General features: G+C 71.2%; 23 protein-coding genes. 17 read left to right on the forward strand and 6 right to left on the reverse strand.

The genetic code is table 11. The features are described from left to right. Window positions 1-104: 104 nt before the first annotated feature. From OG707_RS05575 to OG707_RS05595, 5 genes are all read left to right on the forward strand, one after another. Window positions 105-1400: a tetratricopeptide repeat protein gene (locus tag OG707_RS05575; RefSeq protein ID WP_329114973.1), complete on the forward strand. Its 1296-nt coding sequence runs from the start codon at window positions 105-107 to the stop codon at window positions 1398-1400. Then, window positions 1397-2848 carry a nickel transporter gene (locus OG707_RS05580; protein WP_329114974.1) on the forward strand — a complete coding sequence of 484 codons (1452 nt, stop codon included), beginning with the start codon at window positions 1397-1399 and terminating at the stop codon, window positions 2846-2848. Before OG707_RS05575 ends, OG707_RS05580 begins: the two co-directional genes overlap by 4 nt. A gap of 82 nt (window positions 2849-2930) precedes the next feature. Further along, on the forward strand, window positions 2931-4250 hold the full coding sequence (gene hmgA, locus OG707_RS05585) for a homogentisate 1,2-dioxygenase (protein WP_329127621.1): 1320 nt from the start codon (window positions 2931-2933) through the stop codon (window positions 4248-4250). Window positions 4251-4266: 16 nt separating this feature from the next. Beyond that, the gene (locus tag OG707_RS05590) at window positions 4267-5016 is read left to right on the forward strand and encodes a GntR family transcriptional regulator (RefSeq protein WP_329114976.1); all 750 of its coding nucleotides are present in this window, start codon (window positions 4267-4269) and stop codon (window positions 5014-5016) included. A gap of 55 nt (window positions 5017-5071) precedes the next feature. Further along, complete coding sequence (locus OG707_RS05595; RefSeq protein ID WP_329127623.1) at window positions 5072-6139, forward strand: type ISP restriction/modification enzyme; 1068 nt, start codon at window positions 5072-5074, stop codon at window positions 6137-6139. Window positions 6140-6147: 8 nt separating this feature from the next. On the opposite strand, the gene OG707_RS05600 is transcribed toward OG707_RS05595, so the two are convergent. Next, the gene (locus tag OG707_RS05600) at window positions 6148-7887 is read right to left on the reverse strand and encodes an amidohydrolase (protein ID WP_329114978.1); all 1740 of its coding nucleotides are present in this window, start codon (window positions 7885-7887) and stop codon (window positions 6148-6150) included. Window positions 7888-8008: 121 nt separating this feature from the next. On the opposite strand from OG707_RS05600, the gene OG707_RS05605 reads away from it, so the two are divergent. After that, window positions 8009-9205, forward strand: a complete 1197-nt coding sequence (locus OG707_RS05605; RefSeq protein WP_329114980.1) for a CaiB/BaiF CoA transferase family protein — start codon at window positions 8009-8011, stop codon at window positions 9203-9205. 30 nt (window positions 9206-9235) lie between these two features. Here OG707_RS05605 and OG707_RS05610 read toward each other — a convergent pair whose 3' ends face one another. Then, window positions 9236-9499, reverse strand: a complete 264-nt coding sequence (locus OG707_RS05610; protein WP_329114982.1) for a hypothetical protein — start codon at window positions 9497-9499, stop codon at window positions 9236-9238. A 194-nt stretch (window positions 9500-9693) separates the two neighbouring features. On the opposite strand from OG707_RS05610, the gene OG707_RS05615 reads away from it, so the two are divergent. Then, window positions 9694-11328, forward strand: coding sequence for a serine/threonine-protein kinase (locus OG707_RS05615; protein WP_329114984.1), 1635 nt, complete (start codon window positions 9694-9696; stop codon window positions 11326-11328). Here OG707_RS05615 and OG707_RS05620 read toward each other — a convergent pair. Continuing rightward, the gene (locus OG707_RS05620) at window positions 11312-12121 is read right to left on the reverse strand and encodes an SGNH/GDSL hydrolase family protein (RefSeq protein ID WP_329114987.1); all 810 of its coding nucleotides are present in this window, start codon (window positions 12119-12121) and stop codon (window positions 11312-11314) included. The two genes, OG707_RS05615 and OG707_RS05620, sit on opposite strands and share 17 nt — an antisense overlap. A 272-nt stretch (window positions 12122-12393) precedes the next feature. Between OG707_RS05620 and OG707_RS05625 the strand changes: the two genes are divergently transcribed. The 6 genes from OG707_RS05625 (at window position 12394) to OG707_RS05650 (ending at window position 20650) form a co-directional block, all read left to right on the forward strand. Then, window positions 12394-12813 carry a hypothetical protein gene (locus OG707_RS05625; protein WP_329114989.1) on the forward strand — a complete coding sequence of 140 codons (420 nt, stop codon included), beginning with the start codon at window positions 12394-12396 and terminating at the stop codon, window positions 12811-12813. A gap of 322 nt (window positions 12814-13135) precedes the next feature. Beyond that, window positions 13136-13999 carry a glycosyltransferase family 2 protein gene (locus OG707_RS05630; protein WP_329114991.1) on the forward strand — a complete coding sequence of 288 codons (864 nt, stop codon included), beginning with the start codon at window positions 13136-13138 and terminating at the stop codon, window positions 13997-13999. Next, window positions 13996-15042 carry a glycosyltransferase family 2 protein gene (locus tag OG707_RS05635; protein ID WP_329114993.1) on the forward strand — a complete coding sequence of 349 codons (1047 nt, stop codon included), beginning with the start codon at window positions 13996-13998 and terminating at the stop codon, window positions 15040-15042. The genes OG707_RS05630 and OG707_RS05635 overlap by 4 nt, the downstream gene beginning before the upstream one ends. Then, window positions 15039-15836, forward strand: coding sequence for a polysaccharide deacetylase family protein (locus OG707_RS05640; RefSeq protein WP_329114995.1), 798 nt, complete (start codon window positions 15039-15041; stop codon window positions 15834-15836). Before OG707_RS05635 ends, OG707_RS05640 begins: the two co-directional genes overlap by 4 nt. After that, complete coding sequence (locus OG707_RS05645) at window positions 15829-19500, forward strand: lipopolysaccharide biosynthesis protein (protein WP_443071267.1); 3672 nt, start codon at window positions 15829-15831, stop codon at window positions 19498-19500. The genes OG707_RS05640 and OG707_RS05645 overlap by 8 nt, the downstream gene beginning before the upstream one ends. Window positions 19501-19555: 55 nt before the next feature. Then, a complete protein-coding gene (locus OG707_RS05650) occupies window positions 19556-20650 on the forward strand; it encodes a DUF5925 domain-containing protein (protein WP_329114998.1) in 1095 nt (364 codons plus the stop codon). A 12-nt stretch (window positions 20651-20662) separates the two neighbouring features. Here OG707_RS05650 and OG707_RS05655 read toward each other — a convergent pair whose 3' ends face one another. After that, entirely contained in the window at window positions 20663-21037 is a 375-nt protein-coding gene (locus tag OG707_RS05655; RefSeq protein WP_329115000.1) for a GntR family transcriptional regulator, read from the reverse strand. A 65-nt stretch (window positions 21038-21102) separates the two neighbouring features. Here OG707_RS05655 and OG707_RS05660 point away from each other — a divergent pair, with 65 nt between their 5' ends. The 3 genes from OG707_RS05660 to OG707_RS05670 all read left to right on the forward strand — a co-directional run bounded on the left by OG707_RS05660 (window position 21103) and on the right by OG707_RS05670 (window position 23938). Further along, window positions 21103-22023, forward strand: a complete 921-nt coding sequence (locus tag OG707_RS05660) for a GNAT family N-acetyltransferase (protein ID WP_329115002.1) — start codon at window positions 21103-21105, stop codon at window positions 22021-22023. Continuing rightward, window positions 22004-22495: a DUF402 domain-containing protein gene (locus OG707_RS05665; protein WP_329115004.1), complete on the forward strand. Its 492-nt coding sequence runs from the start codon at window positions 22004-22006 to the stop codon at window positions 22493-22495. The genes OG707_RS05660 and OG707_RS05665 overlap by 20 nt, the downstream gene beginning before the upstream one ends. A 75-nt stretch (window positions 22496-22570) precedes the next feature. Continuing rightward, the gene (locus OG707_RS05670; protein WP_329115006.1) at window positions 22571-23938 is read left to right on the forward strand and encodes a histidine-type phosphatase; all 1368 of its coding nucleotides are present in this window, start codon (window positions 22571-22573) and stop codon (window positions 23936-23938) included. Between the two features lie 12 nt (window positions 23939-23950). Here the strand turns inward: OG707_RS05670 and OG707_RS05675 are convergent, their stop codons facing one another. Beyond that, window positions 23951-24394 carry a GNAT family N-acetyltransferase gene (locus tag OG707_RS05675; RefSeq protein ID WP_329115008.1) on the reverse strand — a complete coding sequence of 148 codons (444 nt, stop codon included), beginning with the start codon at window positions 24392-24394 and terminating at the stop codon, window positions 23951-23953. 214 nt (window positions 24395-24608) lie between these two features. Between OG707_RS05675 and OG707_RS05680 the strand changes: the two genes are divergently transcribed. Then, window positions 24609-25610: a lytic polysaccharide monooxygenase auxiliary activity family 9 protein gene (locus tag OG707_RS05680; RefSeq protein ID WP_329115010.1), complete on the forward strand. Its 1002-nt coding sequence runs from the start codon at window positions 24609-24611 to the stop codon at window positions 25608-25610. Window positions 25611-25613: 3 nt separating this feature from the next. On the opposite strand, the gene OG707_RS05685 is transcribed toward OG707_RS05680, so the two are convergent. Beyond that, window positions 25614-26474: an esterase/lipase family protein gene (locus tag OG707_RS05685; protein ID WP_329115012.1), complete on the reverse strand. Its 861-nt coding sequence runs from the start codon at window positions 26472-26474 to the stop codon at window positions 25614-25616. Between the last annotated feature and the right edge of the window lie 115 nt (window positions 26475-26589).

Consider the following 26589-nt stretch of genomic DNA (forward strand, 5'->3'; position numbering starts at 1 on the left):
TGCGCAGCATCCCCGGCGGCCGCGCCCCCGGTGGGGCGGGTCACCTCCCCTTCCCGCCCCACCGCGCACCGATCCGATCCGCACCGTGCGAAAGGAACAGCAGGATGTCCCTGTACGAGACCGACTCCGGGAGCCGTCGCTTCGTGTCACGCCGCGCGGTGGCCGTGGGCGGAGCCGCCGCGGCCGTCGCCGTCGCGATCAGCGCGGCCGGGATCGTCGCCGGAGGCGGTCCGGCCGCCCCGTCCGCGACCGGGGACTTCGCGCCCGGCACGGGAGTCGCGGCGCTCCAGGCCCACCTCAGGGCACAGCCCAGGGACGCCCCGGCCTGGGCCCGGCTCGGCGCCGCCTATGTGGAGCAGGCGCGGACCACCGGTGACCCGGGGCGCTACCCGCAGGCCCAACAGGCCCTCGCCCGCTCTCTTTCCGTACAGCCGCGGGGCAATGACGCGGCGCTCGCGGGACGTGCGGCCCTCGCCGCCGCGCGGCACGACTTCACGGGGGCGCTGCGCGACGCGCGGGCCGCCCTCGCCCTCAACCCCTACAGCCAGGGCGCTCTCGCCGTCCGCATCGACGCGCTCGTCGAACTCGGCCGCTACGGGGCCGCGTCGACCGCCGCCGAGGAGGCCGACCGCAGGCGGCCCGGCGTCCCGGTCTTCACCCGGCTCGCGTACGTCCACGAGCTGCGCGGTGACGTGGCGGGCGCGCGCCGGATCCTCACCCAGGCGCTCGGTACCGCCACCGCGCCCGGAGACCGTGCCTACGTGGCGACGGCGCTCGGTCAACTCGCCTGGTCCCAGGGCGAGTACGGGGCAGCCCTCGACCACTTCACCACCGCGCTGCGCGCCGACCCCCGCCATCTCCCGGCCCTGGAGTGGCGGGCCCGCACCGGCGGCTCCGTACCCGGGATGGAGGCCGTCGTCGCCCGCTACCCGCTCCCCGCCGAACTGGTCGCGCTCGGTGAGCTGTACGAGGCCGGGGGCCGCCCCGCCGACGCCCGCAGGCAGTACGCGCTGATCTCCACCTGGACGGCGCTGGCCCGTGCGGGCGGCGTCAACACCGACCTGGACACCGCGCTGGCCGAGGCCGAACACGGCAGCGCCGCCGAGGGGTTGCGGGCCGCCCGCGCCGAGTGGGCGCGCCGGCACACGGTGCACACGGCGGACGTGCTGGCCTGGGCGCTGTACCGGAGCGGCAGGGCCCGCGAGGCACTCCCGTACGCGGTGAAGGCCGCCGCCCCCGGCTACCGCAACGCCGCGTTCCTCTTCCACCGGGGCATGATCGAGCGGGCCGCGGGCGAGCCACGCGCCGCCCGCCGCTCGCTGTCCACGGCACTGGCACTCAACTCCCGCTTCTCACCGACGGGTTCGCGGCAGGCGCGGGCCGCACTGGAGGCGTTGTGAACGGGCGGCGCATCGTCGTGGCGGGCGCGGTCGCCCTCATCGCCTCCGCCGCCCTGGCGGGCACCGCCCAGGCGCACCCGCTGGGCAATTTCACGGTCAATCAGTACGACGGACTGGTCGTGGCCGCCCACGAGTTGAGGGTGGACCATGTGGAGGATCTGGCCGAGATCCCGGCCGCGCAGGCGGAGCCCTCCGTGGATCGCGACGGCGACAGGAAACTCTCCCCGGCCGAGCTCGACACCTGGTCCGCGGCCCGCTGCACCTCCGCGGCCGACCGGACCCGGCTGACCGCGAACGGGCAGCGGGCCCGGCTCACCACGGCCTCGCACCGCGCCCAAGTACGACCGGGGCAGGCCGGGTTGAACACCCTGCGCGTGGAATGCCGGCTGACGGCCGCGCTGCCCGCGGGCCGCAGCACCCTCACCTTCCATACCCCCGACGCGCAGGGCCCCGGCTGGCGGGAGATCACCGCGCGCGGCGACCGTACGACCCTCAAGGCCTCCGACGTCCCCGAACAGTCCACCTCGCAGCGGTTGACGAACTACCCCCAGCGGCTGCTCTCCTCCCCGCCGTCGGACACCTCGGCCACGCTGACCGCCGCCCCCGGCGGTCCCCCACTCGCCGCGGACAAGCCCGCCGGCGGCGCCGCATCCGTACTCCCCCGGGGTGCGGACCGCTGGACCCAGGCACTGACGGGTCTGGTCGCGCGGCACCATCTGACCTTCGGTTTCGCCCTGCTCGCGCTGGCGACCGCGCTCCTGCTGGGCGCGGTGCACGCGCTCGCGCCGGGCCACGGCAAGACACTGATGGCCGCGGCGGCCGCGGCCAGGGGCCGGCATTCGCGGCGCGACATGGTGGCCCTGGGCGCCTCGGTGACCGTCACGCACACGCTCGGGGTGTTCGCCCTGGGTGCGCTGGTGGCGGCGGGTTCGGCGGCCACGCCGTCCGTGGTGTCGTGGCTGGGCGTGGCGAGCGGCGCCCTGGTCGCGGGGGCGGGGGCGCTGCTGCTGCGCAGGGCGTGGCGCCGCCGGCACCAGGCACACGCGCACGCGCATCCACACCCTCATGACCATGACCACGCACACCCGCACACCCACCCCACCGCCCTCTCCCTGCGCGGCACGATCCTCCTCGGCTTCGCCGGCGGCATGGTCCCCAGCCCCTCCGCCGTCCTCGTGCTGGTCGGTGCGGCCGCTCTCGGCCAGGCCTGGTTCGGTTTCCTCCTGGTCATCGCCTACGGAGCCGGGCTCGCCCTCACCCTCACCGCCGCCGGTTTCGCAGCCGTACGCATCACCGAACACGCGGCCCGCCGTATCGCGACACGGCGTCAGCACGGAGGCCGACTCCTCGCCCTGGCCCATCGCGCCGCCCCGCTGAGCACCGCCTTCGTGGTCTTCGCCCTCGGCTGCGGGCTGCTCCTGCGGGGAGCCTCGGCCGCGATCACCTGAGCCGCGCTCCCATTGACGCACCGCACCCACAATCCTACTGTTGAGCATAGGAATGCGGATGTGCGGCGAGTGGGAGCGGACCATGAACGGCAGCGAGCAGGCGCGGAAGACCGCGGAGTCACTCACGTACTCCTCGGGCTTCGGCAACGAACACAGCTCGGAGGCGGTTCCCGGCGCTCTGCCCCACGGCCGCAACTCCCCGCAGCGCGCGCCGCTCGGCCTGTACGCGGAGCAGCTCAGCGGGAGCGCCTTCACCGAGCCCCGCGCACGCAACCGCCGCTCCTGGCTGTACCGGATCCGCCCCTCGGCCGCGCACCCCCCGTATCGGCGGACGGACAACGGCGCCCTGCGCTCCGCCCCGTTCACCGAGTCGGTCCCCGACCCCAACCGGCTCCGCTGGAACCCGCTCCCCGAGCCCGCGCCGGGCACCGACTTCCTGGCCGGACTGTGGACGGTCGGCGGCAACGGCGACACAACTCAGCGCACCGGCATGGCAGTTCACCTCTACCACGCCAACCTCTCCATGACGGACCGCGTGTTCAGCGACGCGGACGGAGAGCTGCTGATCGTCCCCGAGCACGGCGGTCTGCTGCTTCGCACCGAGTTCGGCCTGCTGCACGCAGGCCCGGGCCAGATCGCGCTGATCCCGCGCGGAGTCCGCTTCCGTGTGGAGCTGCTCGACGAGAGCGCCCGGGGGTACGTCTGCGAGAACTACGGGAGCCCCTTCCAGCTCCCCGACCTCGGCCCGATCGGCGCCAACGGCCTGGCCAACGCACGGGACTTCCTCGCCCCGACGGCCGCGTACGAGGACGTCGAGGGCCCGGTCCAGGTGGTCAACAAGTACTGCGGCAATCTCTGGACCGCGACCTACGACCACTCCCCCCTCGACGTCGTCGCCTGGCACGGCAATCACGTCCCGTACGTCTACGACCTGCACCGCTTCAACGTCATCGGCAGCATCAGCTACGACCACCCCGACCCGTCGATCTTCACGGTCCTCACCTCCCCCTCCGACACCCCGGGCCTGGCGGGCGTCGACTTCGTGGTCTTCGCGCCGCGCTGGCTGGTCGGCGAGGACACGTTCAGGCCGCCGTACTTCCACCGCAATGTGATGAGCGAGTACATGGGCCTGATCGACGGCGCCTACGACGCCAAGGCCGAAGGCTTCGTCCCCGGCGGCGGCTCCCTTCACAACATGATGTCCGCGCACGGACCCGACCGGGAGACCTTCGAGCGCGCGAGCGCCGCCGAGCTGAAGCCGCAGAAGATCGACGACGGTCTGGCCTTCATGTTCGAGACGCGCTGGCCGGTGACGGCGACCGCGCAGGCCGCGAACGCCGACCACCTGCAGCCGGCGTACGACGACGTGTGGCAGGGTCTCCAGCGCCACTTCCGCCCATGACTGGAGGCGCTGCCCCGTGTCCTCGTTCGCGCCCGACTCGCTGGTCCTGAACCGCAAGCTGCCGCTCTGGTACCAGGTCTCGCAGTCGCTGCGCGCCTCGATACTGGGCCGCCGCCCCGACGACCCGCTGCGTCTGCCCACCGAGGAGCAGCTCGCCGCGCACTACGGGGTGAGCGTGCTCACGATGCGCCAGGCGCTGAAGGAGCTGGAGGAGGAGCGCCTGATCAGCAGGCACCGGCGGCGCGGCACCTTCATCGAACCGGGTGCGCGCCGCAGCGCCCCGCGCAGGCTGCTCGGCTCGATCGACGCGATCGTCGCCCAGCAGTCGGGCGAGCAGACGACGATCCTGGGCCACGGTCTCGGCCCGGTCCCGGGCGAGATCGCCGACCACTTCCCCGGCCTCGACGAGGTCGTCACGTACAAGCGGCTGCGCAGCGACGGCGAGAGCGGTGAGCCCACCAACTGGGTGGAGAACGCCCTGCGTCCGGAGATCGCCGCCGCGCTCGACCTCGCCGATCTGGAGCGCTGGCCGATGACGAAGGTGCTGCGCGACGCGCTGGGGGTACGGATCAGCCGGGTCACCGACACCGTGGAGGCGCGGCTCGCGGACCCGATGACGGCGGAACTGCTGTGCGTGCCGCTGCTCTCGCCGATCCTGCACTACACGGGAGTGACGTACGACGAGGACGGACGGGTGGTGGACGTGGCCCGGATCCGGTACCGCGGCGACCGTTTCTCCTTCTCCGTGACGGTGGAAGCGCCCTGAGACGGGTCAGTAGCATGATTCGGTGACTGCTGACGTGCCTCTGCTCGACGATCTGATGCCCTGGTCGGTGGCGCCCCTGCGCCTGGGGCGCGGCTGGGTGGTCGCTCCCGACGCACGGACGCTCAGGGCGCGTTGGGGTGCGCTGGTGGCCGCGCAGGGTGCGGAGCGCGAGCGGCTCTTCGGGCCCACCAGGTCCCGTACGACGGGGAGTTCGGTGGCCGCGCTGCCGGGCCGGTCCACGGGTACGGGGCGCCTGGCACGCGAGTCGGGTCCCTGCCCGGAGCCGGTCCGGGTGGCGTACGGACCGTACGACGAGCAGTGGCTGATACCCGACCACCGGCTGATCGACGCGGCCCGCCCCGAGCTGTGGCGGGTCGCCGACGGCCATCAGCTCTTCCTGGTCGACGACTTCACCGTCGCCTCACTGCTGCCCGCCGGGTCCCCGGGCCGCATCCGGCCGCTGTACCGCAGGCCGGGCGGGGCCGAGCCCAATCTGGCGCCGGGTCTGCTGCCGTATCTGAGCGAGCGGTACGGGCACGACGTGACCCCCGAGGACGTACTGGCCTGGTGCCTGGCAGCGGGCACGGCGGCGGTGGGACTGCCCGCCGAGCCCGGGGCGTGGGCCGAGGGCGTCGCGTGGGGGCGGGAGTTGCTCCGGATCCAGCTGCGCGGCGCACGCGGCGGCGAACGCCCCAGGCTGCCGGGCGGCCGGCGCCCCTATGTGCGGGCGCCGCTGCCCGCCCGGCCCACCGAGGTCGGCCACGACCCCGAGGAAGAGGCGCTGCTCGTCGGCGCGGGCCGCATCTCGCCGGTGCCGGCCGGGGCGTGGGACTTCCACGTGGGCGACATCCGGATGCTGGACCTCTGGTTCCACCGTCGTACGACCGCGGACGATCTGCCCGACTGGCCGCAGGAGTGGACGTCGGAGCTCCTGGAGCTGATCACCGTGCTGACCCTGCTCTCCGAACTGAACGCTTCCCGGCCCGAGTTGACGGGTCCGCAGCTGTCGCGAGCCGACCTGAGGGCGGCGGGAGTGCTGCCGGTGCCACCGGCAGCCCGCCGCCCCGCATCGGTCCTCGATCACCACGAGGAAGGCCCCGAGGGGCAGTTCGCCCTGCTGTGAGCGGGCGGCTATGTCTGCGGCGCGAGATCCGGACCGAGCGAGGAGAGCTTCTCCTGCGAGACGATCCGCTGCGGCGGCCAGGTGATGTTCTTGGGCGGCCACTTCTGCCCGGTCTTCTTCAGGAACCAGGCGGGCGGCTCGTACATCGGCGGCTCATAGCCCTCGGGCAGCGCCGTCCGCCACTGCACTCCCTTCGTGCGTTCGGCGAACTCCGCCTTCAGCTCGGCCAGTCGCTCCGGCTGGGTGATCAGATCGACCGCGGTCGCGGCCAGGTACTTCGCCGCGGCGAGCACGGCGGCCCGGCCGGGGGCGGCCGCCGCGCAGGCGGCGGTGGACCAGGTGTGCATCTTGGTGCCGATGGGGGCAAGGGCTGCGCCCATCGAAACGGTCGGCACGTTCCAGGAGATGTCGGCGACATCGGTCGAACCGCCGCCCAGGAACGCCGGGTTGGGCGGAGCGAGCTCGCCGACCTTGTTGTGCATGCCCTGCTGCGGCAGGCCGAGCGACTCCTGGAGGGCCTTGGCGAGGGCGTGGGCCTCGTCGGTGAAGTCGGGCGGCCCGATCTGCCGCATGTTCTCGTACAGCAGCTCGGAGAACGAGCGCGACGGCAGCTGGTTCCAGCAGGCCGACGTGATCCGGTGACGGACGGTGGTCTGGCTGGCCGTGGCCGCCGCCCCGGCCACGGCGATCACCTTGTCGAGCAGGACCTGGACGCGGGCCGGGCTGCCTTCGCGTACGTAGTACGAGATCTCGGCGATCTCCGGGGTGACGTTGGGGATGTCGCCACCGTTGTTGATCACCCAGTGGAGGCGTCCCGAGGGGGCGAGGTTCTCCTCGCGCAGGAACTCCGACATGGTCGCCGTCATCACGGCCGCGTCCAGTGCGCTCTTGTTGCCGAGCGGGGTGCCGCCGTGGCCCGCGACCCCCAGGAAGGTGAACGTCACCGCGGTCATCGCCGTGGTGGAGCCCCAGCCCGTGGCGTTGGCGGTGGAGGGGTGCCAGTCCAGGAAGGCGTCCAGGCCCTTGTAGACGCCCTTGCTCACCGCGTACGTCTTGCCGATCAGCGCCTCCTCCGCGGTGGAGCCGAAGAACTTCACCGTGACCGGGAGCCGGTGGCGGCGGGCCGCCTGGGCGACGGCGGAGGCGGCTGCGGCGGCCGCCGTACCGAGGGCGCTGTGGCCGCAGCCGTGGCCGGGTCCGTAGCCAGGCGCGAAGGGGTCGTGAATGTATTCGAGGGGGTCGTGGTGGCCGACGCCCTTGCGCTGGGAGAGGCCGGGCAGGGCGTCGTACTCGCCGCTGAAGCCGAGGACCGGGCCGCCGCTGCCGTAGGTGTACGTCGCGGTGAAGGCGGTCGGGAATCCGGCGGTGCCGAACTCCACGTGGAAGCCCGCCTTCTCCAGGAAGGCGGCCTCGGCGAGGGAGGAGTTCCACTCGCGCAGGCTGAGTTCGGCGTTCTCCCAGATCTCGTCGTTGAGGCCGAGGATGCGCGAGGAGTTGGAGTCGATCCAGCCGAGCGCGGACTGTTTGGCCGGACTGTCCTCGGCCAGACCTGTCGGTGCCTGATAGCCGCTCGCGTCGGACGTCGCGTCGTCGGCGGCGGCCGCCATCGCGGGGTCCGCCTCCGCGGTCATCACGGCGGTGGCCACCCCTGCCGCGCCCAGGAGTTGCATGATCTTCCGGCGGCTGAGGGTCGGGCCGCCTGCCGCTGCCGTGGTTCCGTGCTCATGCTGATCGTGCAGATCGCACACGTACGCCTCCGAGGGTGAGACCGGTGTCTGAGCCGAACGATCAGCACCCTGGCCCTCGTTGTTTTCCCCGTCAACATCTTGGGATGACAAAGATGTTACGTACACGATAGATGTGGTGATCATGAGCATTCAGCCGCTTCCCCTCGCAGGCATCACGGTCGTCGCCGTGGAGCAGGCCGTCTCGGCCCCCTTCGCCACGCGCCAACTTGGAGATCTCGGCGCACGCGTCATCAAGATCGAGCGCCCCGACGGCGGTGACTTCGCCCGCGGTTACGACACGGCCGCCGGCGGTCTCGCCTCGCATTTCGTCTGGTGCAACCGCGGCAAGGAGTCCGTCGCCCTCGATCTGAAGGACCCGCGCGGCCTGGAGATCGCACGTCAACTCGTCGCCGGGGCCGATGTGTTCGTGCAGAACCTCGCCCAGGGCGCGGCCGCCCGGCTCGGACTCGACGCGGCGACGCTCTGTGCGCTGCATCCGCGGCTGGTCGCCGTGGACATCTCCGGGTACGGGGCGGGCGGACCGTACGCCGACAAGCGCGCGTACGACATGCTCGTGCAGTGCGAGGCGGGCCTGGTCTCGGTGACCGGCACCCCCGGGCAGCCGGTGAAGGCGGGGATCCCCGCGGCCGACATCTCGGCGGCGATGTACGCCTTCTCGGGGGTGCTCGCGGCCCTGCTTCGGCGGGCGACGACCGGGCTCGGCGGGCCGGTGGAGATCTCGATGCTGGAGTGCCTCGCGGAGTGGATGGGACATCCGCTGCACCATGGGATGCATGGGGGTGAGGCACCGGCGCGCACGGGTGTGGCGCACGCCGTGATCGCGCCGTACAACGCCTACGGCACGGCGGACGGCGGGCAGGTGCTGCTCTCCGTACAGAACGACCGGGAGTGGCGGCGGCTTGCCGAACAGATCCTGGAGCAACCTGAGTTGGCGGCCGACCCCGACTTCGCCACGAACGCCGCACGGACGGCGCACCGGGAGCGGACCGACGCGGTCGTGGCGGCCGCGCTGGCCCCGCTGAACGCCGGGGAGGCGGTGAAGCGGCTGGAGGGGGCGGGCATCGCATGCGCCCGTCTCAACACCGTCGCGGACGTGGCCGCGCATCCCCAACTGGCCGCACGGGACCGGTGGCGGGAGGTGGAGACGGCCGTGGGGCCGCTGCGGGCCCTGCTGCCGCCGGTCAATCTGCCGGGCGGAGAGGACCCCTCGATGGGGGCGGTACCGACTCTGGGCGAGCACACCGACACGCTGCTGAGCGCCCTGGGAATGACAGAAGGGCGGAGAGCAGCGTTGCGCCGGGACGGTGTGATCGCCTGAGCGTCTGCTACCGACGGATGGTGCGAAGGGTCAGCCGCGGCTGCCGAACAGCGAGCGGCGCAGCCGCCGCAGCGGCGCGAAGAGCTTGACCCGCGCTCCCTTGGCAGTGCGGGAGTGCGCGACGTCACGCGAGGTGAGCTCACGCATCAGCGACGTCGCCTCTGCCGACTCGCGCTGCGGGACGGCAGGGCCGCCAAGCACCGAGAGATGGCGGTCGAGACGCGAGCTGGTCGCGCTGCTTCCGCACGTGATCGCAGGCACTCGCGGCCTGCTGCGCACTGTTATCTGTTCCATGTCACTCCCCACCCGTTCGAGGGCACCCGGCCCGGGCAGGGTAACCCTATCGCCCCCTCGTGACACTCGTGTATCCCGGGCGCAGGATTCACCGCACCGGTATGCGGTTGACACGGAGCTTCTACCCAAAGAGGCGTCGGCAACCCCGAGTTGAGCTAGCTTTGAGTGATTTCCACCGGGATGGGGGCTCGCCCGTGACCGAAGTACCGGACGACCAACGGGTGGTGGCCGGCCGTTACCGGCTGCTGGGCCAACTGGGCCAAGGCGGGATGGGCGTCGTCTGGCGCGCCCGCGACGAGGTGCTCGGCCGCGAGGTCGCCGTCAAGGAGGTGCGCGCACCCGGCGGGCTGCCCACCGGTGACGTGCGCAGGCTCTACGACCGGCTGGAGCGCGAGGCCTGGGCCGCGGCCCGCATCACCCACCGCAATGTGGTGACGGTGTACGACGTGGCCGCGCACGACGGCCGCCCGTGGATCGTGATGGAGCTGGTGCGCGGGCTCTCGCTCTCCGACGTACTGGAGGCGGACGGTCCGCTGCCGCCGCAGCGCGCCGCGCACATCGGGGCCGAGGTGCTCGCCGCCCTGCGGAGCGCGCACGACGCGGGGGTCCTGCACCGTGACGTGAAGCCGGGCAATGTGCTGATCGGCAACGACGGGCGGGTGGTGCTGACCGACTTCGGCATCGCCATGGTCGAGGGCACCTCCGCGCTCACCATGACGGGCGAGCTGATCGGCTCCCCCGACTACCTCGCCCCTGAGCGGGCGCTGGGGCAGGCGGCGGGGCCCGCGTCGGACCTCTGGGCGCTGGGCGTGATGCTGTACGCGACAGTGGAGGGCAGTACGCCGTTCCGCCAGGACACCCCGCTCTCCACGCTCCGCGCGGTGGTCGACGAGGAGTTGCCGCCGCCGCGCAGGGCGGGCGCGCTGGCACCGGTGATCGAAGGGTTGCTGCGCAAGAACCCGGCTGACCGGATCAGTGCCGCGGAGGCGGACCGGATGCTGCGGGAGGTGGCCGCGGGAGGTACGGCGACGGCGCCCACGGTGGCCGCCGTCGGGCCGTTCGGCCCGACGATGACGGCGAGCACTCCCCCGCCGTACCGTCCCTCGCCGACCCCGGTCCCGCCGCCGTACCCCGTGACTTCCGCTTCCGCCACCGGTCCGACCACGCCGATGACGCAGACCCGGCCGCGGCGGGCGGGTCTGGTGCTGGCGGCCGGGATCGCCGTACTGGCGCTGGCGGGTGGCGGGATCGCCTGGGCGCTGCTGCACGACAACGGCGACAGCAACAAAGGCCAGACCGGCTCCTCCTCTTCCGGCGGGCCCGCGACGTCCGCGCCGAACACCGGCACCGCCACGCCCTCGGAGACACCGACCTCGGAGAGCAGCAGTCCAAGTACGCCGGCAGGCGGGGGCGGCAGCACGAAGAGCAGCCGGCCCGCGCAGTCGGTGCAGGTGTATCTCCAGACCGTGCGCGGGAGTTATTCGGGTACGTGCCCGCCGTCCGAGGAGCAGGCTCCGGCGTTCACGGCGGTCTTCACGGTCGGCCGTTCGCCGGTCACCGTCGAGTACCGCTGGGTCCTCGCGAACGGAGGGGGATCGGACCCGGGGTGGCAGCACCTGCAGTTCGCGGCCTCGGAGAAGTCCCGGCAGGTCAACCACACCGAGCTGAAGTACGAGGCGAACGGGACGGTCAGCGACCAGATCCGGGTGGAGGTCCGCTCTCCGGTCCAGGTGACGTCCGACCCGGTGCATTTCTCGGTGACGTGCAAGGAGGAGACCCCGACGGGCGGGACCTCCTCCTCGGACGGGAGCGCTAGTCCGTCGAGTTGAGGACGGGCAGGTAGCCGCCCGACTGCCCTGCGGCGGTCGGGTGGTAGGAGATGCCGATGTCGAGCCAGTTGAGGCTGTGCAGCCAGGAGTTCGACGAGCAGATCTCGTGGCCGGTGAAGGTCCCGGTGACATCACCGAAGGAGAAGCCGTGGTCGGCCGCCCTCTTTGCGGTCGCCGCGTTGAGGTAGTCGGCCGCGCCGTTGATCGCGGCACGCTTGGTGTCGCTCAGACCGGCGATGCAGCTGCCGCCGATCTTGTAGAAGCGCGGGTATCCGAGGACGGCGACGTGCGCCGCGGGGGCTCTGGCGCTGATCGCCGAGTACACCTGGTCGAGCCGGCCCGGGAGGGTCGTGTCGACGTAACTGCGCGCCTGGTTGACGCGGTTGACGCAGGTGGCGTCCGAGGAGGTGACGCAGGTGGTCATGACGTCGGAGAAGCCGGCGTCATTGCCGCCGATGGTGATCGAGACGAGGTCGGTGGAGGAGTTGAGCGAGCCGAGCTGGCCGGAGAGAACATCACCCGTACGGGCGCCCGAGCAAGCGGCGAACGCGAACGAGGCGGGTGAATGGGCGGCGGCCCACAGGGCCGGGTAGGCCACGGTGGAGCGCTTGCAGGAACCACTGGCGCTGTCGTAGCTGCCTGCGCCGACACCCGAGGAGTACGAGTCCCCGAGCGCCACGTAGTCGGTGGAGTCGGCCTGTTGAGCGGCATGTGCCACGCCCGCCCCGGTGAGGGCGAAGACGGCGGCAAGGACGAACGACGAGACGTATGCCGCGAATCGGGACAGTTTCATGGAACCTCCCTTAGCAGGATTTCCGCCTCGTCTTTCGTACCAGCCAGTAGGTGGAAGCGGAAGTGTTCATGTCAAGCTTTCACCCTTCGCTCAACCGTCCACCCCTTAACACCCTTGTAATGAAACGGAGTTGAACGTACGGGGTCGCTGGGACCCAGGAGGTGGCCCACACCCCTGAGTGACCGTGCGTATCGGCTGCGTGCTTGACGGGGGCCGACAGGCTGCGCCACATTGAAGCCCGGCATCCGACGCTTCGGGGGGAATCGTCGCCTATGCAGACACATGGCAGTAGATCAAGCGCATGGTCCGACTCGCTTCCCGCGCTCGCGGGTGCGGCGCTCGCCGTCTCCGCGGTCGGCGCCGTTCTGGCGCTCGCCGATCTGGCCTCGCCGCTGCGCGCACCCTTTGCACTTTTCTTCCTCCTGATGGCTCCCGCAGGCGCACTCTCGACGAATCTGCGCGGACTGGAACCATTCGGGCGCGTGGTGGCGTCTTCCGCAGGAGCAGTCGCTCTCGATCTGCTCATCGCGGAAACCATGCTGGCCACGCACATGTGGTCGGTCCGGGGCGGAGTCGCGGCAGTGGCCGTGATCAGTTCGCTCCTCTTCCTGCCGGCTCTGGTACGGCGCAGAACAGGAACAGTAAATTCCGAAATTGATCGCGAAAGTCCGGTCAATATCACAAAAGCGTGAGGCCGCGTTCCAGGTCTTGCCATACAGTGCCAAACGTCAATACCGTCGTACATCCACCCGCATCGGACCATCATGAATAAGCGGCTCTAGGGGAGGGCTCAAGCGTCGCGATGGCAACCGGTGAGGGAGCGCGGTAGGGGGGTGCCGTACTCGGTGACCGAAGTTCTGCCGAGACACGGGCCGCGCAAGCAGTAATGCCAGCTCACCCAGCATGCACGGAGCGCTGTTCCGTCATGCCCGGGTGTGAACCCCCCTTTCGAACCGGACATTCGTCCGGACTGCCCGGGGGCGGGCGGTCCACCGGTGGAGAGGGAATAGATCCATGAGTTCATTTCTGCGCCCGGCAGTTCCGGGACAAGATCAGTTAACCGAGTCGTCGGGGAACGGGAATTCGGTCGAGACCGCTGTCGTTCGAATACCCGCACAGTACAAGCCGGTCTCCTCGCACCTCGCCATTGCACCTTTGGTGAGCGTCGTGATTCCCGCCATGAATGAGGCGAAGAATCTCCCGTACGTCTTCAAGTCCCTGCCCGACTGGATCCACGAAGTGGTCCTGGTGGACGGCAACTCCACCGACGACACCGTCAAGGTCGCCCGCGAACTGCGGTCCGACGTCGTGGTCGTCAAGCAGGTCGGCAAGGGCAAGGGAGACGCACTGACCAGCGGCTTCGCCGCCTGCACCGGCGAGATCATCGTGATGGTCGACGCGGACGGCTCCGCCGACGGCCAGGAGATCGTCAGCTACGTCTCGGCGCTCGTCGGCGGCGCGGACTTCGCCAAGGGCTCGCGCTTCGCCAACGGCGGCGGCACGGACGACATGACGCCGATCCGCAAGTTCGGCAACTGGGCGCTCTGCACCATCGTCAACCGCAAGTTCGGCGCCCGCTACACCGACCTCTGCTACGGCTACAACGCCTTCTGGAAGCACGTCCTGGACGACGTCGTCCTGGACTGCACCGGCTTCGAGATCGAGACGCTCTTCAACATCCGGGTCGTCAAGGCCGGGCTGCGCGTCCAGGAGGTGCCGAGCTACGAGTACAACCGGATCCACGGTGTCTCCAACCTCAGCGCCGTGCGCGACGGCATCCGGGTGCTCAAGGTCATCCTGAGCGAGAAGGCGACCCGGCGCCCGAAGAGCCGGCCGCAGGCGATCGGTCTCAACTCCGGGCGGGGAGAGACGCCTTGAGCACGACGGACTTATCCGTGGTGATCTGCGTGTACACCGAGGACCGCTGGGAGGACATCCTGGCGGCCGTCGACTCGGTGGCACGGCAGTCGCTGCCTGCGCTCGAGACGCTGCTGGTCGTCGATCACAATCCGGCGCTGCTCGTCAGACTCGGCCAGGAGTACAAGGAGCACGCGCGCGAGGGCGGGGTGCGGGTGCTCGCCAACGCGGGCCCCCGCGGCCTCTCCGCGGGCCGCAACACAGGCATCGCCGCCGCCCGCGGCGCGATCATCGCCTTCCTCGACGACGACGCGGTGGCCGAGCGCGACTGGCTGCTGCACTTCGCCGCCGGGTACGACGATCCGCGGGTGATGGCCGTCGGGGGGAGGACCATGCCGGCCTGGGCATCAGGGCGCAGGCCGGCATGGTTCCCGGAGGAGTTCGACTGGGTCGTCGGGTGTACGTACCGAGGACTGCCCCCGGGCAAGGTACGGGTGCGCAACGTGCTCGGCGGGAACGCCTCCTTCCGCAGGGAGGCCTTCGACGCCGCGGGCGGATTCGCCACCGGCATCGGCAGGGACGGCGACAAGCGGCCGCTGGGCTGCGAGGAGACCGAGCTCTGCATCCGTCTCGCGAAGGCGATCCCGGACGCGGTGCTGCTGATCGACGACCGTGCGGTCATCCACCACAAGGTGCCGCTCGTCCGGGAGCGGTTCGGGTACTTCAGGACCCGGGCCTACGCGGAAGGCCTCTCCAAGGCACTGGTCGCCCGAAGTGTGGGCGCGGACAAGGGACTTGAGTCCGAACGCCGCTACACCACCCGGGTGCTGCCCGCCGGTGTCGTGCGCGGGCTGCGCGACTTCACGCTCGGCCGCGCGGGGGGCGCGGGCCGGGCGGGCGCCATCGTGACGGGGGTCGCGGTGGCGGCCGGCGGCTACGTCCTCGGGTCGCTGCGTGCCCGCCGGGGCGGCGCCACCTTCACGGTCGCGCCCATCGGCGTACCAGCCGGGGAGGCGGAGCAGGAGAAGACAGAGCGGGAGGAGACAGAGGAGGCGGCCGCATGAACGGGCCCGTACCGATCCTGATGTACCACGCGGTCGGGCACCGCCCGGCGAAGGCGGCGTACGGGCTCTCGGTCTCCCCCGAGGCGTTCGGCGAGCAGATGGAGCTGCTCGCCGAACGCGGCTTCACCCCGCTCACCACGGCACAGCTCGCCGGTGCCTGGCGGTCGTCGGGAGCGCTCCCGCCCCGCCCGGTCCTCATCACCTTCGACGACGGTTACGAAGGCGTGCACCGGCACGCCCTCCCCGTCCTCGCCCAACACGGCTTCGCCTCCACCCTGTTCGTCTCGACGGGGTGGCTGCGCGGTCGTCACGACGTCGGCGGGGCCCTGGACACCATGCTCGACTGGGACCAGGTGCGCGAGCTCGCCGCCGCGGGGACGGAGATCGGCGGGCACACCCACAGCCATCCCCAGATGGACCAACTCAGCGGTGAACAGGTGTGGTTCGAGACGCTGCGGTGCCGCCAGATCATCGCCGACGAACTCGGCGCCGAGCCCGTCTCCTTCGCGTACCCCTACGGCTACTCCAGCCGCAGCGTGCGCCGCACCGTCCGCGAGGCGGGCTTCGCCCAGGCCCTCGCCGTCGGCAACGCGCTCGCGGTGCGCAGGCAGGGACCGTACGCCCTGGAGCGGGTCACCGTACGGCGCAGCACCGGTGCCGAGGAGTTCGAGCGGCTGGTCGAAGGCCGCGGCATCGCCCGCAACTTCGCCGGGGACCGTGCCCTGACCAAGGGGTACGCCCTGGTCCGCAGAGTCACATCGGCCGGCCGGAAGGTCACCAGGAGTCGTGTCTGACGCGCGAACCACCCAGGTAGAGGACCCGCCGCAGCCACCGGGGACGGTGGTGAAGAAGGAACGCGGCGGGATCCCGCTCTTCCGCAACGCCTATGCCCTGATGATCAATACGGGGGTCAGCGCGGTCCTGGGACTCGGCTTCTGGCTGGCCGCCGCCCACTACTACTCTGCCTCGGCGGTCGGCCAGGGCTCCGCCGCGATCGCTGCGATGAAGTTCCTGGCGGGCATCACAGCCGTGACGCTGACGGGGGCGCTCGCCCGCTTCATCCCGGTGGCGGGCAGGACCACGGGGCAGCTCATCTTCCGTACGTACGCGGGGAGTTCGGCGGTCGTGGGGATCGCCGCGGTGATCTTCCTGCTGACGCTGGACATCTGGGGGCCCTCGTACCGCTTCCTGCACGATCCCGTGAACAAGCTCGGCTTCGTCGTCGCGGTGATCGCCTGGTCGCTGCTCACGCTCCAGGACGGCGTGCTGACCGGGCTGCGCAGCGCCTTCTGGGTGCCGGTCGGCAACACGGTCTTCTCCGCGGTCAAGCTGCTCCTGCTCGTCGCGGTCGCCGTGGCGCTCCCGACGTCGGGCGTCTTCGTCTCCTGGGTGGCGGCCATCGCGGCGTCCGTGCTGCCGCTCGGCTGGATGGTCTTCCGCAGGCTGGTGCCACGCCATGTGGAACTGACGGTGGAGACCGCGAACCCGCCGTCCTACCGGGAGTTGGGGCGCTTTCTGGCCGGCGACTGCACGGGGTCGCTCTTCGCGCTCGCGGTCGTCTATCTGATCCCGGTGATCGTCGCCTCCCAGATCAGCTCCGCCGACAACGCGTACTTCTACATCGCCGCCACCATCGGCGGCACGGTCGAGATCCTCGCGATCAACATGGGCGCCTCGCTGACCGTCGAGGGCGCGCACGATCCGGCCCGGCTGGGGCGCAACGCGCGCGCGGCGCTGCTGCGGATGGTCAAGATCGTGGTGCCGATCGTCCTGTTCCTCTTCGTCCTGGCCCCGCACATCCTGCACGTCTTCGGCGAGGGCTACTCCAGCCGTGCGACGCCGCTGCTGCGCTGGCTGGTGGTCGGGGCGCTGCTGCGGGTGGTCATCGAGCTGTACTTCGCGGTGCTGCGGGCCCAGAGCCGGACCGCTCCGCTCGCGTATCTGCAGGGCGGGCTCTGCGCCCTGGTGCTCGCTTCGACGCTTGCGCTGCTCGGGCCGATGGGGCTGACGGGGGTCGGGGTCGCCGAGGTGGCGAGCCTGACGGTCATCGCCTCGATCGCGGCATTCAGGCTGTACGGGGTACTGAGGCACACGCCTGCGGGCGAGGTGCCGGAGGGAGACGAACAGATGGAGGAGCCGCAGCAGCAGGAGAAGGCGGAGGAGACCGTGCCCGCCGAGGCGCCGGCCCGAACCGCAGGTGGAGCCGGGGCCGAAGGGGGCGCACCACCCGCTCCCAGGACCCGCCGCGGCCGCGGCCGCCCGGACGACGGCGACCAACTCCCCGCCTGGGCCGTACGGGACCGGTCCACCGGGCGGGCCAGGGCCTCCTCGCCCGACGGGGCGGCCTCCACGCCGTCCCGGCAGAACCGGCGGACCCGGCCCGACAGGACCGGCGGCGGCAGCGAGCCGGAGACGATCGCCGAGAGACCCGTCGCACGGCCTCCCGCCCCCGGCGAACGGATCCCCGAACTCGGCGTAGGGCTCCTCCTGCTCGCCGCGCTCGCCCTCTACTGGGTGCCCGCGACGACCGTCGGCGCGTCCGACCTCGACCTGATGTCCGGCCTCGGCCTGATCTCCGTACTCCCGGCGGCGACCCTCATCGGTGCCGCCCTGCTCGTCCTCTCCTTCGCCTCGCTCCTCTGGCTCGACCGGCCACGCACCGCGCTCCTCACCGCCTCGCTGCTCGCCACGGTCGTGTCGCTGCACGCGCTCCCCGCCGTACTGGAGTCCCAGCCGCGCCTCGCCGGCGCCTGGCAGCACCTCGGGCTGATCGACCACATCACCAGGACCGGCACCGCCCCGCCCCAGGCGGACGCACTCAGCAGCTGGCCCGGGTTCTCCGCGGCCGCCGCCTTCCTCGCCGACGCCTGCGGCGTCTCCGACCTGTCGGTGGTGCTGCGCTGGTGGCCGACCGTCTTCCAACTCCTCTGCCTGGTACCGCTGTTCCTGCTCCTGCGCACCGTGCGCGCGGGCTGGAAGGCGAAGTGGACGAGCGTCTGGTTCTTCGCCCTGAGCGGCTGGGCCGGCCAGGACTACTTCTCGCCGCTGAGCCTCTCCTTCCTGCTGTACCTCACCTTCCTGGCCGTGCTGCTCGTCTGGTTCCGCACGCCCCGCGCCTGGGCGGTGCGGCGCGGCTCGGGCGAGAACGAACCGCTGGTGGCCGCCCGCGGGGAGCGAGCCGTCCTGCTCGGCGTCCTGGTGGTCGTCCTCGTCGCACTGGTCACCGTCCACCCGCTGGCGCCGGTCCTGCTGTGCGCGGTGCTCACCGGGCTGGTCCTGGTACGCCGCTGCGAGCTGCGCGGGCTGCCACTCCTCGTCGGCGTCCTGGCCGCCGCGTGGACCGGCCTGCTCACCGCGCCGTACTGGTCGGGCGACCCGTCGAAGCTCTTCTCGGGCCCGACGTCCCCTCTCCCCGGGTCCCTCTGGGGCTCTTCGGGCGACTCGGGTCACCAACTGGTCCTGTACACCCGCCTGTTGCTGTCCGGCGGGATCCTGGCGCTCGCCGCCTGGGGCTGGTGGCGACGGCGTTTCGCCGGGTACGCGGAGCAGTCGCTGCTGGTGGTGACCTTCGTGCCGCTGCTGGGGCTCTTCGTCCAGTCGTACGGCGGCCAACTCGACCTGCGCGTCTGGACGTTCGCACTGCCCGGCGCCGCGATCCTCGCCGCGCTCGCGCTGTTCCCGCGCGCCGGGATCACCGCCGACGAACGGGACCGCGACCGGGCGAGCCTGGCACCCCTCGCCGCACTGGTGGCCGGACTGCTGCTGGTCGGCGGCTTCCTGGTGGCGCGCTGGGGCGGCGAATCGTACGAGCGCGTCCGGCCGGGCGAGGTCGCCGCGATGGAGTACGTCTACGCCCACGACACCCCGCCGGCCCGGCTCCTCCTGCTCTCGGACACCCCCGGGGACTCCACACCGACGCTGCCCGGCGGCGCGAAGGACCTGGGCAAGATCGCCTACGTACCGACGCCGGCGCCGCACGACCCGGTACTGGTCGACGGCCTGGTCAAGGCGCTGCGGAGTGCAGGCCCGCATGCGTATCTCGTCGTCAACCGCAGCCAGGTGGAGTACTTCCGGGTCACCGACGGTTACTCCTCGACCTGGCAGCCACGGCTGCAACGGACCCTGGACGCACGCCCGGAGCTCCGGCGGGCGCTGACCAACGACGACGTCACGCTGTACGCACTGAAGCAGCCGCCCGCGACACCGGCGGCGGCGGTCGCCTCCGACCGGGCCGGTCCGGTGTGGCCGCACTTCTCGTGGAACGGCTGGCCACTGCTCGGCGCGGAGGCGGCGCTCGCCCTCGCCGCCCTGCTGATGGCGCGCGAACTGCTGCGCGTGTACGCGATCCCAGGACCGCGGACCCTGCGCAGGATCCGCACCCTGCACTGGATCACCCTGCCGTTGCTGCTGGTTCTGGCGGGCGCGCTGATTCAGCGCGTCAGTCACTTCACCTCGTAACCCATGACACACAAAGCGGGTGCACGAGAGGTCCCCGTGCCGGATCATGGGCGCCATGTCCGCAGACCCTGAGGCCGCCCTGCCGATCCGGCTCAACGTCGACGACAGCGATTCGCCGTCCGATGTCGTCGACGCGCTGTTCCTCGGCCGCTTCGCGACGGGTGAGCAGCCGTACTCGCACAGTTCGTCCATCGACCGGGTCAAGAAGGGCCTCACCCTGCTGCCGCCGGGAGCGACGGTCCTGCGGGCCGCCCGCGACGACGACCGCAGCGCGACGCTCGCCGAGGGCGACGGCTGGACGCTGCTGGTCTCGCGCTGGAACCGGGGCGCGGACGTGACGGTCACCGCGGTCACCGAGGACCTGGCCTCGACCGTACTGAAGCAGGTCACCGAGGGCGCCCAGGACGAACCGGAACCGCAGCCGGAGAACGTCTCGATGGGCTTCTGGTACGTCTCGCCGCGCCGCGGCCCGCACCGTACGACCCGCCAGATCGCGGCGGGCACGTGGGACGAGGTGCGCGCCAACTACACGGCGCCGGTGGCCGATGCGATGGACAGCCTGATGAAGGTGACGCCCGACGACATCTCGGGCCGCCTGCTCCTGCTGCACGGACCGCCGGGCACGGGCAAGACCTCCGCGCTGCGGACGCTGGCCCGCTCCTGGCGGGACTGGTGCCAGGTCGACTGCGTACTGGACCCGGAGCGCCTCTTCAACGACGTCGGCTACTTGATGGACATCGCGATCGGCGAGGACGACGGCACGGCGAAGGGCCGCTGGCGTCTGCTGCTCCTGGAGGACTGCGACGAACTGATCCGCGGCGAGGCGAAGCACACGGCGGGCCAGGCACTGTCCCGCCTCCTGAACCTCACGGACGGCCTCCTCGGCCAGGGCCGCAACGTCCTGGTGGGCGTCACGACGAACGAGGACCTGGAACGCCTCCACCCGGCGGTGGTCCGCCCGGGCCGCTGCCTGGCGCGCATCGAGGTCGGCTCGCTGACCCGCAAGGAGTCGGTGGCATGGCTGGGCACGGAGGAGGGGATCGGCCGCGAGGGGGCGACGCTGGCGGAGCTGTACGCACTGCGCCGCGGGACGCCACCGCGCTCGGTCCCGTCCCAGCACCAGGGCATGAACGAGGGGATGTACCTGTAAAACGCGGGTCCTCTACTTCGCGTACGCCGCCCGGACCGCGTTCTCCGCCGCCGCCAGCGCCGCGCTCCGGCTCAGGCCGAGGCGGACCGCCTGGTCCGCGTAGGCCTGAGCCGCCTCCGCCGCGCGCCGCTCAGCCGCATCGCCCGCCGCCGCCACGAACGTCCCGTTCCGTCCCCGGGTCTCGATCACCCCGTCGGACTCCAGCGCCCGGTACGCCTTCGCCACCGTATTGGCGGCCAGCCCCAACTCCTCGGCCAGCCCCCGCACGGTGGGCAGCCGGTAGCCCACCGGGAGCCTGCCCGAGCGGGCCTGTTCGGAGATCTGGGCCCGCACCTGCTCGAAGGGGGCGTCGGCCGCGTTCGTATCCACCACGATCCTCAGGGTCACGCCCCGATTGTCCTCCACGGGAAAATGAGAGGCGACCGGGCCACCCCCTGCGTAACGTCGCGCCCATGACTGTGATCGTCCGTGACTTCCGGCCCGCCGACGGCGAGGGGTGGGTCCGGGTCCGCCGGGCCGCGCTCCCGTTCATGGTGACCACCCCCGAGCAGGTCGCCTTCGACCTGGCCAACGCCCACCCCGACAAGCGCTACCGGATGCTGGTCGCCGAGGAGGACGGCGAGGTGATCGGCACGGCCCAGGTCGGGATCGCCTACGACGCGGACGAGCCGGGCCAGGGGTTCCTCAACCCCTATGTCCACCCCGACCACCTGGGCCGGGGCGTGGGCACGCTGCTCACCCAGACCGGCGAGGCCCATCTCGCCGAGGCCGGTGCCACTGCCGTCTACACCTGGGTCCTGGACGAGCCGGCGAACCGCACCTTCGCCGAACACCGGGGCTACCGGGCGAGCAGGCCGGCCCATTTCCTCCATCTGGACCTGGCGAACACCCCGCTCCCCGAGCTCCAATCCCCGCCCTCCGGCGTGGAGTTGCGTACCGCCGCGGCCTTCGCGGACGACCCGCGCCCGCTCTTCGAGGCCGACGCGGAGACGACGTCCGACGAGCCGAGCGACGTCCCCACGACCTTCTCGGACTACGAGGACTGGCTCACCCACACCTGGAACCACCCGGCCCTGGACCGCGCCCTGACGTCGGTGGCCGTGGTCGACGGCGAGGTGGCGGCGTTCAGCGCCGCGAACACCGACGGCCTGACCCGCTACTGGTCGGGCATGACCGGCACCCGCCGCGCCCACCGCGGCCGGGGCCTGGCGAAGCTGGTCAAGAACGACTCGCTGCACCGCGCCCGCGCGGCCGGCTACACGGACGCGTACACCGGCAACGACGCCGACAATGCGCCGATGCTGGCGGTCAACACCTGGTTCGGATACAAGATCTGCGCAACGGAGGTACGTCATGTCCGCGAACTCGGTTGAAGTCACCCTCACCAAGGCGGGCCGCGTCAAGATCGGCTACCCGGCCGAGCTGCTCGGTGACGACGGTACGCACCTCGCGGTCCGCGCCCCGTGGGTCGGCACCGAACCCCGCGACTTCGGTTTCGTACGGTTCGAGTCGGGCGACGTCTTCACCGAGCACTACTGGCGCGACCGCTGGTACTCGGTGAAGGAGGTCCGGGCCGCCGACGGTTCGGTCAAGGGCTGGTACTGCGACGTGACCCGCCCCGCCGTCCTCGACGGCGACCGTCTGACCGTCGAGGACCTGGACCTCGACCTCTGGGTGTCGGCCGACCACTCGCAGATCATCCGCCTCGACGAGGACGAGTTCGCCGAGAGCGGTCTCACCGAGCGCGACCCGCAGGCCGCGGCCCGGGCGGTCCAGGCCCTGGACGAGCTCGAACTGCTCGCCCAGCGAGGCAAGTTGACGGAGTCGCTGCACATCGCCGCATAGCGGGGGCGCGCGCGCACGCCGAGCGGGCCATGTCATGGCCACCGCACGTTCATCTGCGGCGGCCACGATGCGCCCATGAATCGTGCGATGCCCGCCCTCGCCCTGGGGCTCTGCTCCCTCCTCTGCACCACGCTCCCCGCCCACGCCACCGACCGGCCGGCCGACAGCTACGGCACGAAGGCGCCCTACGCGCCGCAGCAGGACCTCCGGTCGTACCGCTCGGCGCCCAGGGGATTCGTGCCGGTGTTCACGGAGAACGTCTCGCGGCACGGGTCCCGGACGGCAACGGACAGCGAGGACGGGGATCTTGTCCTCGCACTGTGGGACAAGGCCGCGAGCGAGGGCCAACTCACCGCCACCGGGAAGAAGTTCGGGCCCGACGTGCGTGCGCTCCTCGCTGCCATGTCCAAGGTCGGGTACGGGAATCTGAGCGGGCGCGGCCAGCGGGAACTCCACGACACCGCCGTACGGATGGAGAAGCGGCTGCCGGATCTCTTCGCGGGGATCGCGAAGGACGGCAGGCCGATCGACGTCGTCAGCTCCGGACAGACCCGCGCCGTGGACAGCGGCACCGCCTTCACCACCGGCCTCACCGATGCCGCTCCGGCGCTCAAGCCCCTGATCGGGGCGGCCCGCGTCGACAAGGACCTGCTCTACTTCCACAAGGCCGACGGCGGCGCCGCGTACCGGGACTACATCGACAACGACCAGCGGCTCGCGGACACCCTCAAGAGCATCACCGACCAGCCCGCCACGCACCGGGCCGCCCGCAACTTCCTCGCGAAGATCTTCAAGCCGGGTTTCGTGCAGCGCGTCGCCGACGGGGAGTTCGCGTCCCTCGGCAGCGACGTCGACGCGGCCACGGCGGTCTACAACATGTACGGCATCGCCCCGGCCATGAGCGACGAGAGTCCCGGCGGGCGCGGCTGGCACATGGACCGGTACATCGGCGCCCGCGATGCGGCCTGGTTCGGCTATCTGAGCGACACCGAGGACTTCTACGAGAAGGGTCCCGGCTTCGCGGACAGCGACATCACGTACAACATGGCGCAGGTGCTGCTCGACGACTTCTTCAAGAAGGCGGAGGCGAACCGGGACGGCACGAGCAGCCTCGGCGCGGAACTGCGTTTCACCCACGCCGAAGAGATCATCCCGCTGGCCGCGCTGATGCAACTGCCGGGCAGCACACAGGCGGTCACAGCGAGCAGGCCCTACACCTACGCCTCCAATCCTTGGCGCGGCGCCTCCGTGGCACCCCTGGGCGCGAACATCCAGTGGGACGTCTTCCGCAAGGGCGGCACCTACCTGGTACGGATGCTCTACAACGAGAAGGAGACGGCCTTCAAGCAGGGCTGCGTTCCGGTGTCCAAGGGCAGCAAGTTCTACGACCTCGCCGAACTGGAGCGGTGTTTCGGTCGAACGGGCGCCGACGCGGGGCGCTGACCCACGCCGGTCTCAGAGCACCTTGCGGTAGTGGAAGCGGTCGTACACGCCGGTCACCGTCCGCTCCACGAACGCGTAGCCGAAGTACTCGTACAGCTTCTGGTTCTCCCACATCATCGCGTTCGTGAGGAGCCGGACCTCCGGCAGTCCGAGCTCCCGCGCACGCTCCTCGGTGAACTCCAGAAGCCGCCGTCCGACCCCGGTGCCCTTCGCCTCCGGGCTGACGGAGATCGAGTCCAGATACAGGTGGTCCGCCTCGGGGACGAGGACCAGGACGCCCTTCACCGGATCGCCCGTGACGAAGACCCGGCCCGCCGCGACGTTCGCGGCGTGGTCGGCCTCCATGGGCGCGGGCACGACGCCGATGCGCTCGATGTAGTGGCGGTAGGCCGCGTCGGTCACGGCCTTCACCGCTGCGATGTCGCTGTCCCGTGCGGGGCGGATGTCGTCGTTCATGGGCCCACATTAACCATCGCTGAGTGCTCCCTTAAGCGGACCGTAAGGATCTCCATCACCCTGTCCCAGCAGGCGAATTCGCCTTTCCGGACGGCTAGCGTGCTGATCGCCGGGGCGGGGTTCAGCCTGTCGGCGCCGTACGGCTCGGGGGGCCGCGCCGCCGGATCGAACCCTGCCCCGTATCCCCCCACACCCTCGCAAGGAGATCACCACGATGACCGTTCGTCGCACAGCCGCCACCCTCGCAGCCTTCGGTGTCGCGCCGCTCGCGCTGACCGCTCTGGCCGCTTCGCCGGCCGCCGCCCACGGCTCGATGACGGACCCGGTCAGCCGGGTCGCCGGCTGCTACGCGGAGGGTCCCGAGAGCCCCCGGTCGGCGGCGTGCAAGGCGGCGGTCGCCGCCAGCGGTGTGCAGGCGTTCTACGACTGGAACGCGGTCAACATCGCCAATGCGGCGGGGAATTCGAAGCAGCTGATCCCCGATGGCAAGCTGTGCAGCGCGGGCAACGACAAGTACAAGGGCCTGGACCTGGCCCGCGCCGACTGGCCCGCCAGCAAGCTCTCCTCGGGCAGCCACACCTTCCGCTACAAGGGCACCGCCCCGCACAAGGGGTCCTTCGAGCTCTACATCACGAAGGACAGTTACGACCCGTCGAAGCCCCTGAAGTGGTCGGACCTGGAGGCGGCGCCCTTCGTCAAGGTGACCGACCCGAAGATGGAGAACGGCGACTACGTTTTCGACGGCACGATCCCGCAGAAGTCGGGCCGCCACCTCATCTACTCGATCTGGCAGCGCTCGGACTCCCCCGAGGCCTTCTACACCTGCTCCGACGTGGTCTTCGGCCAGGACAGCGGTGCCTCTACCGGTTCCGCGGGCGGCAGCACCGCCACCGCCGAGCCGTCCGCCTCCGCCCCCTCCGACCAGGAGATCGCGGCGGGCGCGGACAAGTCCACCGTCCATCACAACCACACCTCGGCGACGCCCACGGAGGAGGCCAACCAGCCGGAAGCGGACGGCGCCTCCTCCCCGAGCGCGGCCGCGGCGGCCCCGGACTCGGGTGCGGCCGGCACCGAGAACCTCGCCGAGACCGGGGGCAGCTCGGCGACCTCGTACATCACGATCGGTGGTGCGGCCGCCCTCGCGATCGGCGCGGCGATGCTCTTCGCCAACCTCCGCCGCAAGGCCGTCCCCTCGGGCGGCCGCCACAGCCGCTAGGCCCTAGCCGATCACCGAGGCGCAGGTGGTCGGGGTGGCGTGGGCCGGGTCGAGGGAGTTCGCCACCTCGTGGAAGGCGATCCGGTCGACCGTCCCGATCGTCACGTGCTCGGAGACGTCGACCCCGCACTTGTCCTGGAGCAGGACGTTGGTGACGTCGGGGCCCGACAGGAACTGGCTGCGGTACGGGGTGACCACCTCGTCGTAGCGGGTGGCGATGACCGTGTAGCGCACCCCGGGCACGGTGTCGCCGCCCGCGTTGAGCTTGGTGATGAACGGGGAGCCCGCCACCTGGTCGGAGAGCCCCGGGGCTCCCTTGTGCAGGATGTCGGCCGCCCCGGGGAAGTAGGGCAGCAGGTTGGCGAGGCCGTCCAGGGTGGTGCCGTGGTTGTCGGGCGCGAGGCCCGTCAGGGAGTTCACCTTGGCGGCGCCGCCAAGGAATTTCAGGTAGTAGCGGGGCATCATGCCGCCCTGCGAGTGCCCGACCAGGTCGGCCTTGGGGGCGCCGGTCGCGGACAGGACGGTGTCGACGAAGCCGGCCAGCTGTCCGGCCGACTGGTCGATGGGGCCGAGACCGTTGAAGAGCGGTACGCCGGGGAGCTGCCCGTAGTCGAGGGAGAAGACGCAGTACCCGCGGTTGACCAGGTACGGGGCGAGGGCGATCCAGTTGTCGACGCTGTTCCCGAAAGTGCCGTGGACGAGGACGACGGGGCGCGGATGGGTGGCGGACGGGCGGCAGGAGTAGTTGTTCCAGCCGGCGGAGGGCGCGGAGGCCGCGGTGGCGGGTGCGGCGGGCAGTGCGGCGGCGGCCACGGCCAGCAGCAGTGCGGAGAGCGGTCTCAGGGCACGTTTCCAGGGCAGCATCGGGTGATCTCCTTGCGGCTCAAGGGAGTTGCGATGGCTGTTCGCCCTGCGGCCCGGACCACAAGAGTGATGTGCACACGCCAAATTACGCGCCAGTAACGCGGCGGGGGAAGCT

It is taken from the genome of Streptomyces sp. NBC_01465, assembly GCF_036227325.1.
GTDB lineage: Bacteria > Actinomycetota > Actinomycetes > Streptomycetales > Streptomycetaceae > Streptomyces.

Bases quoted from the DNA above. Each gene is read 5' to 3' on its own strand.
- hmgA (WP_329127621.1), top strand. From the start codon at position 2,931: ATGAACGGCAGCGAGCAGGCGCGGAAGACCGCGGAGTCACTCACGTAC.
- OG707_RS05605 (WP_329114980.1), top strand. From the start codon at position 8,009: ATGAGCATTCAGCCGCTTCCCCTCGCAGGCATCACGGTCGTCGCCGTG.
- OG707_RS05660 (WP_329115002.1), top strand. From the start codon at position 21,103: ATGACTGTGATCGTCCGTGACTTCCGGCCCGCCGACGGCGAGGGGTGG.
- OG707_RS05650 (WP_329114998.1), top strand. From the start codon at position 19,556: ATGTCCGCAGACCCTGAGGCCGCCCTGCCGATCCGGCTCAACGTCGAC.
- OG707_RS05640 (WP_329114995.1), top strand. From the start codon at position 15,039: ATGAACGGGCCCGTACCGATCCTGATGTACCACGCGGTCGGGCACCGC.
- OG707_RS05575 (WP_329114973.1), top strand. From the start codon at position 105: ATGTCCCTGTACGAGACCGACTCCGGGAGCCGTCGCTTCGTGTCACGC.
- OG707_RS05665 (WP_329115004.1), top strand. From the start codon at position 22,004: ATGTCCGCGAACTCGGTTGAAGTCACCCTCACCAAGGCGGGCCGCGTC.
- OG707_RS05610 (WP_329114982.1), bottom strand. From the start codon at position 9,499: ATGGAACAGATAACAGTGCGCAGCAGGCCGCGAGTGCCTGCGATCACG.
- OG707_RS05680 (WP_329115010.1), top strand. From the start codon at position 24,609: ATGACCGTTCGTCGCACAGCCGCCACCCTCGCAGCCTTCGGTGTCGCG.
- OG707_RS05625 (WP_329114989.1), top strand. From the start codon at position 12,394: ATGCAGACACATGGCAGTAGATCAAGCGCATGGTCCGACTCGCTTCCC.
- OG707_RS05675 (WP_329115008.1), bottom strand. From the start codon at position 24,394: ATGAACGACGACATCCGCCCCGCACGGGACAGCGACATCGCAGCGGTG.
- OG707_RS05670 (WP_329115006.1), top strand. From the start codon at position 22,571: ATGAATCGTGCGATGCCCGCCCTCGCCCTGGGGCTCTGCTCCCTCCTC.
- OG707_RS05620 (WP_329114987.1), bottom strand. From the start codon at position 12,121: ATGAAACTGTCCCGATTCGCGGCATACGTCTCGTCGTTCGTCCTTGCC.
- OG707_RS05630 (WP_329114991.1), top strand. From the start codon at position 13,136: ATGAGTTCATTTCTGCGCCCGGCAGTTCCGGGACAAGATCAGTTAACC.
- OG707_RS05595 (WP_329127623.1), top strand. From the start codon at position 5,072: ATGCCCTGGTCGGTGGCGCCCCTGCGCCTGGGGCGCGGCTGGGTGGTC.
- OG707_RS05685 (WP_329115012.1), bottom strand. From the start codon at position 26,474: ATGCTGCCCTGGAAACGTGCCCTGAGACCGCTCTCCGCACTGCTGCTG.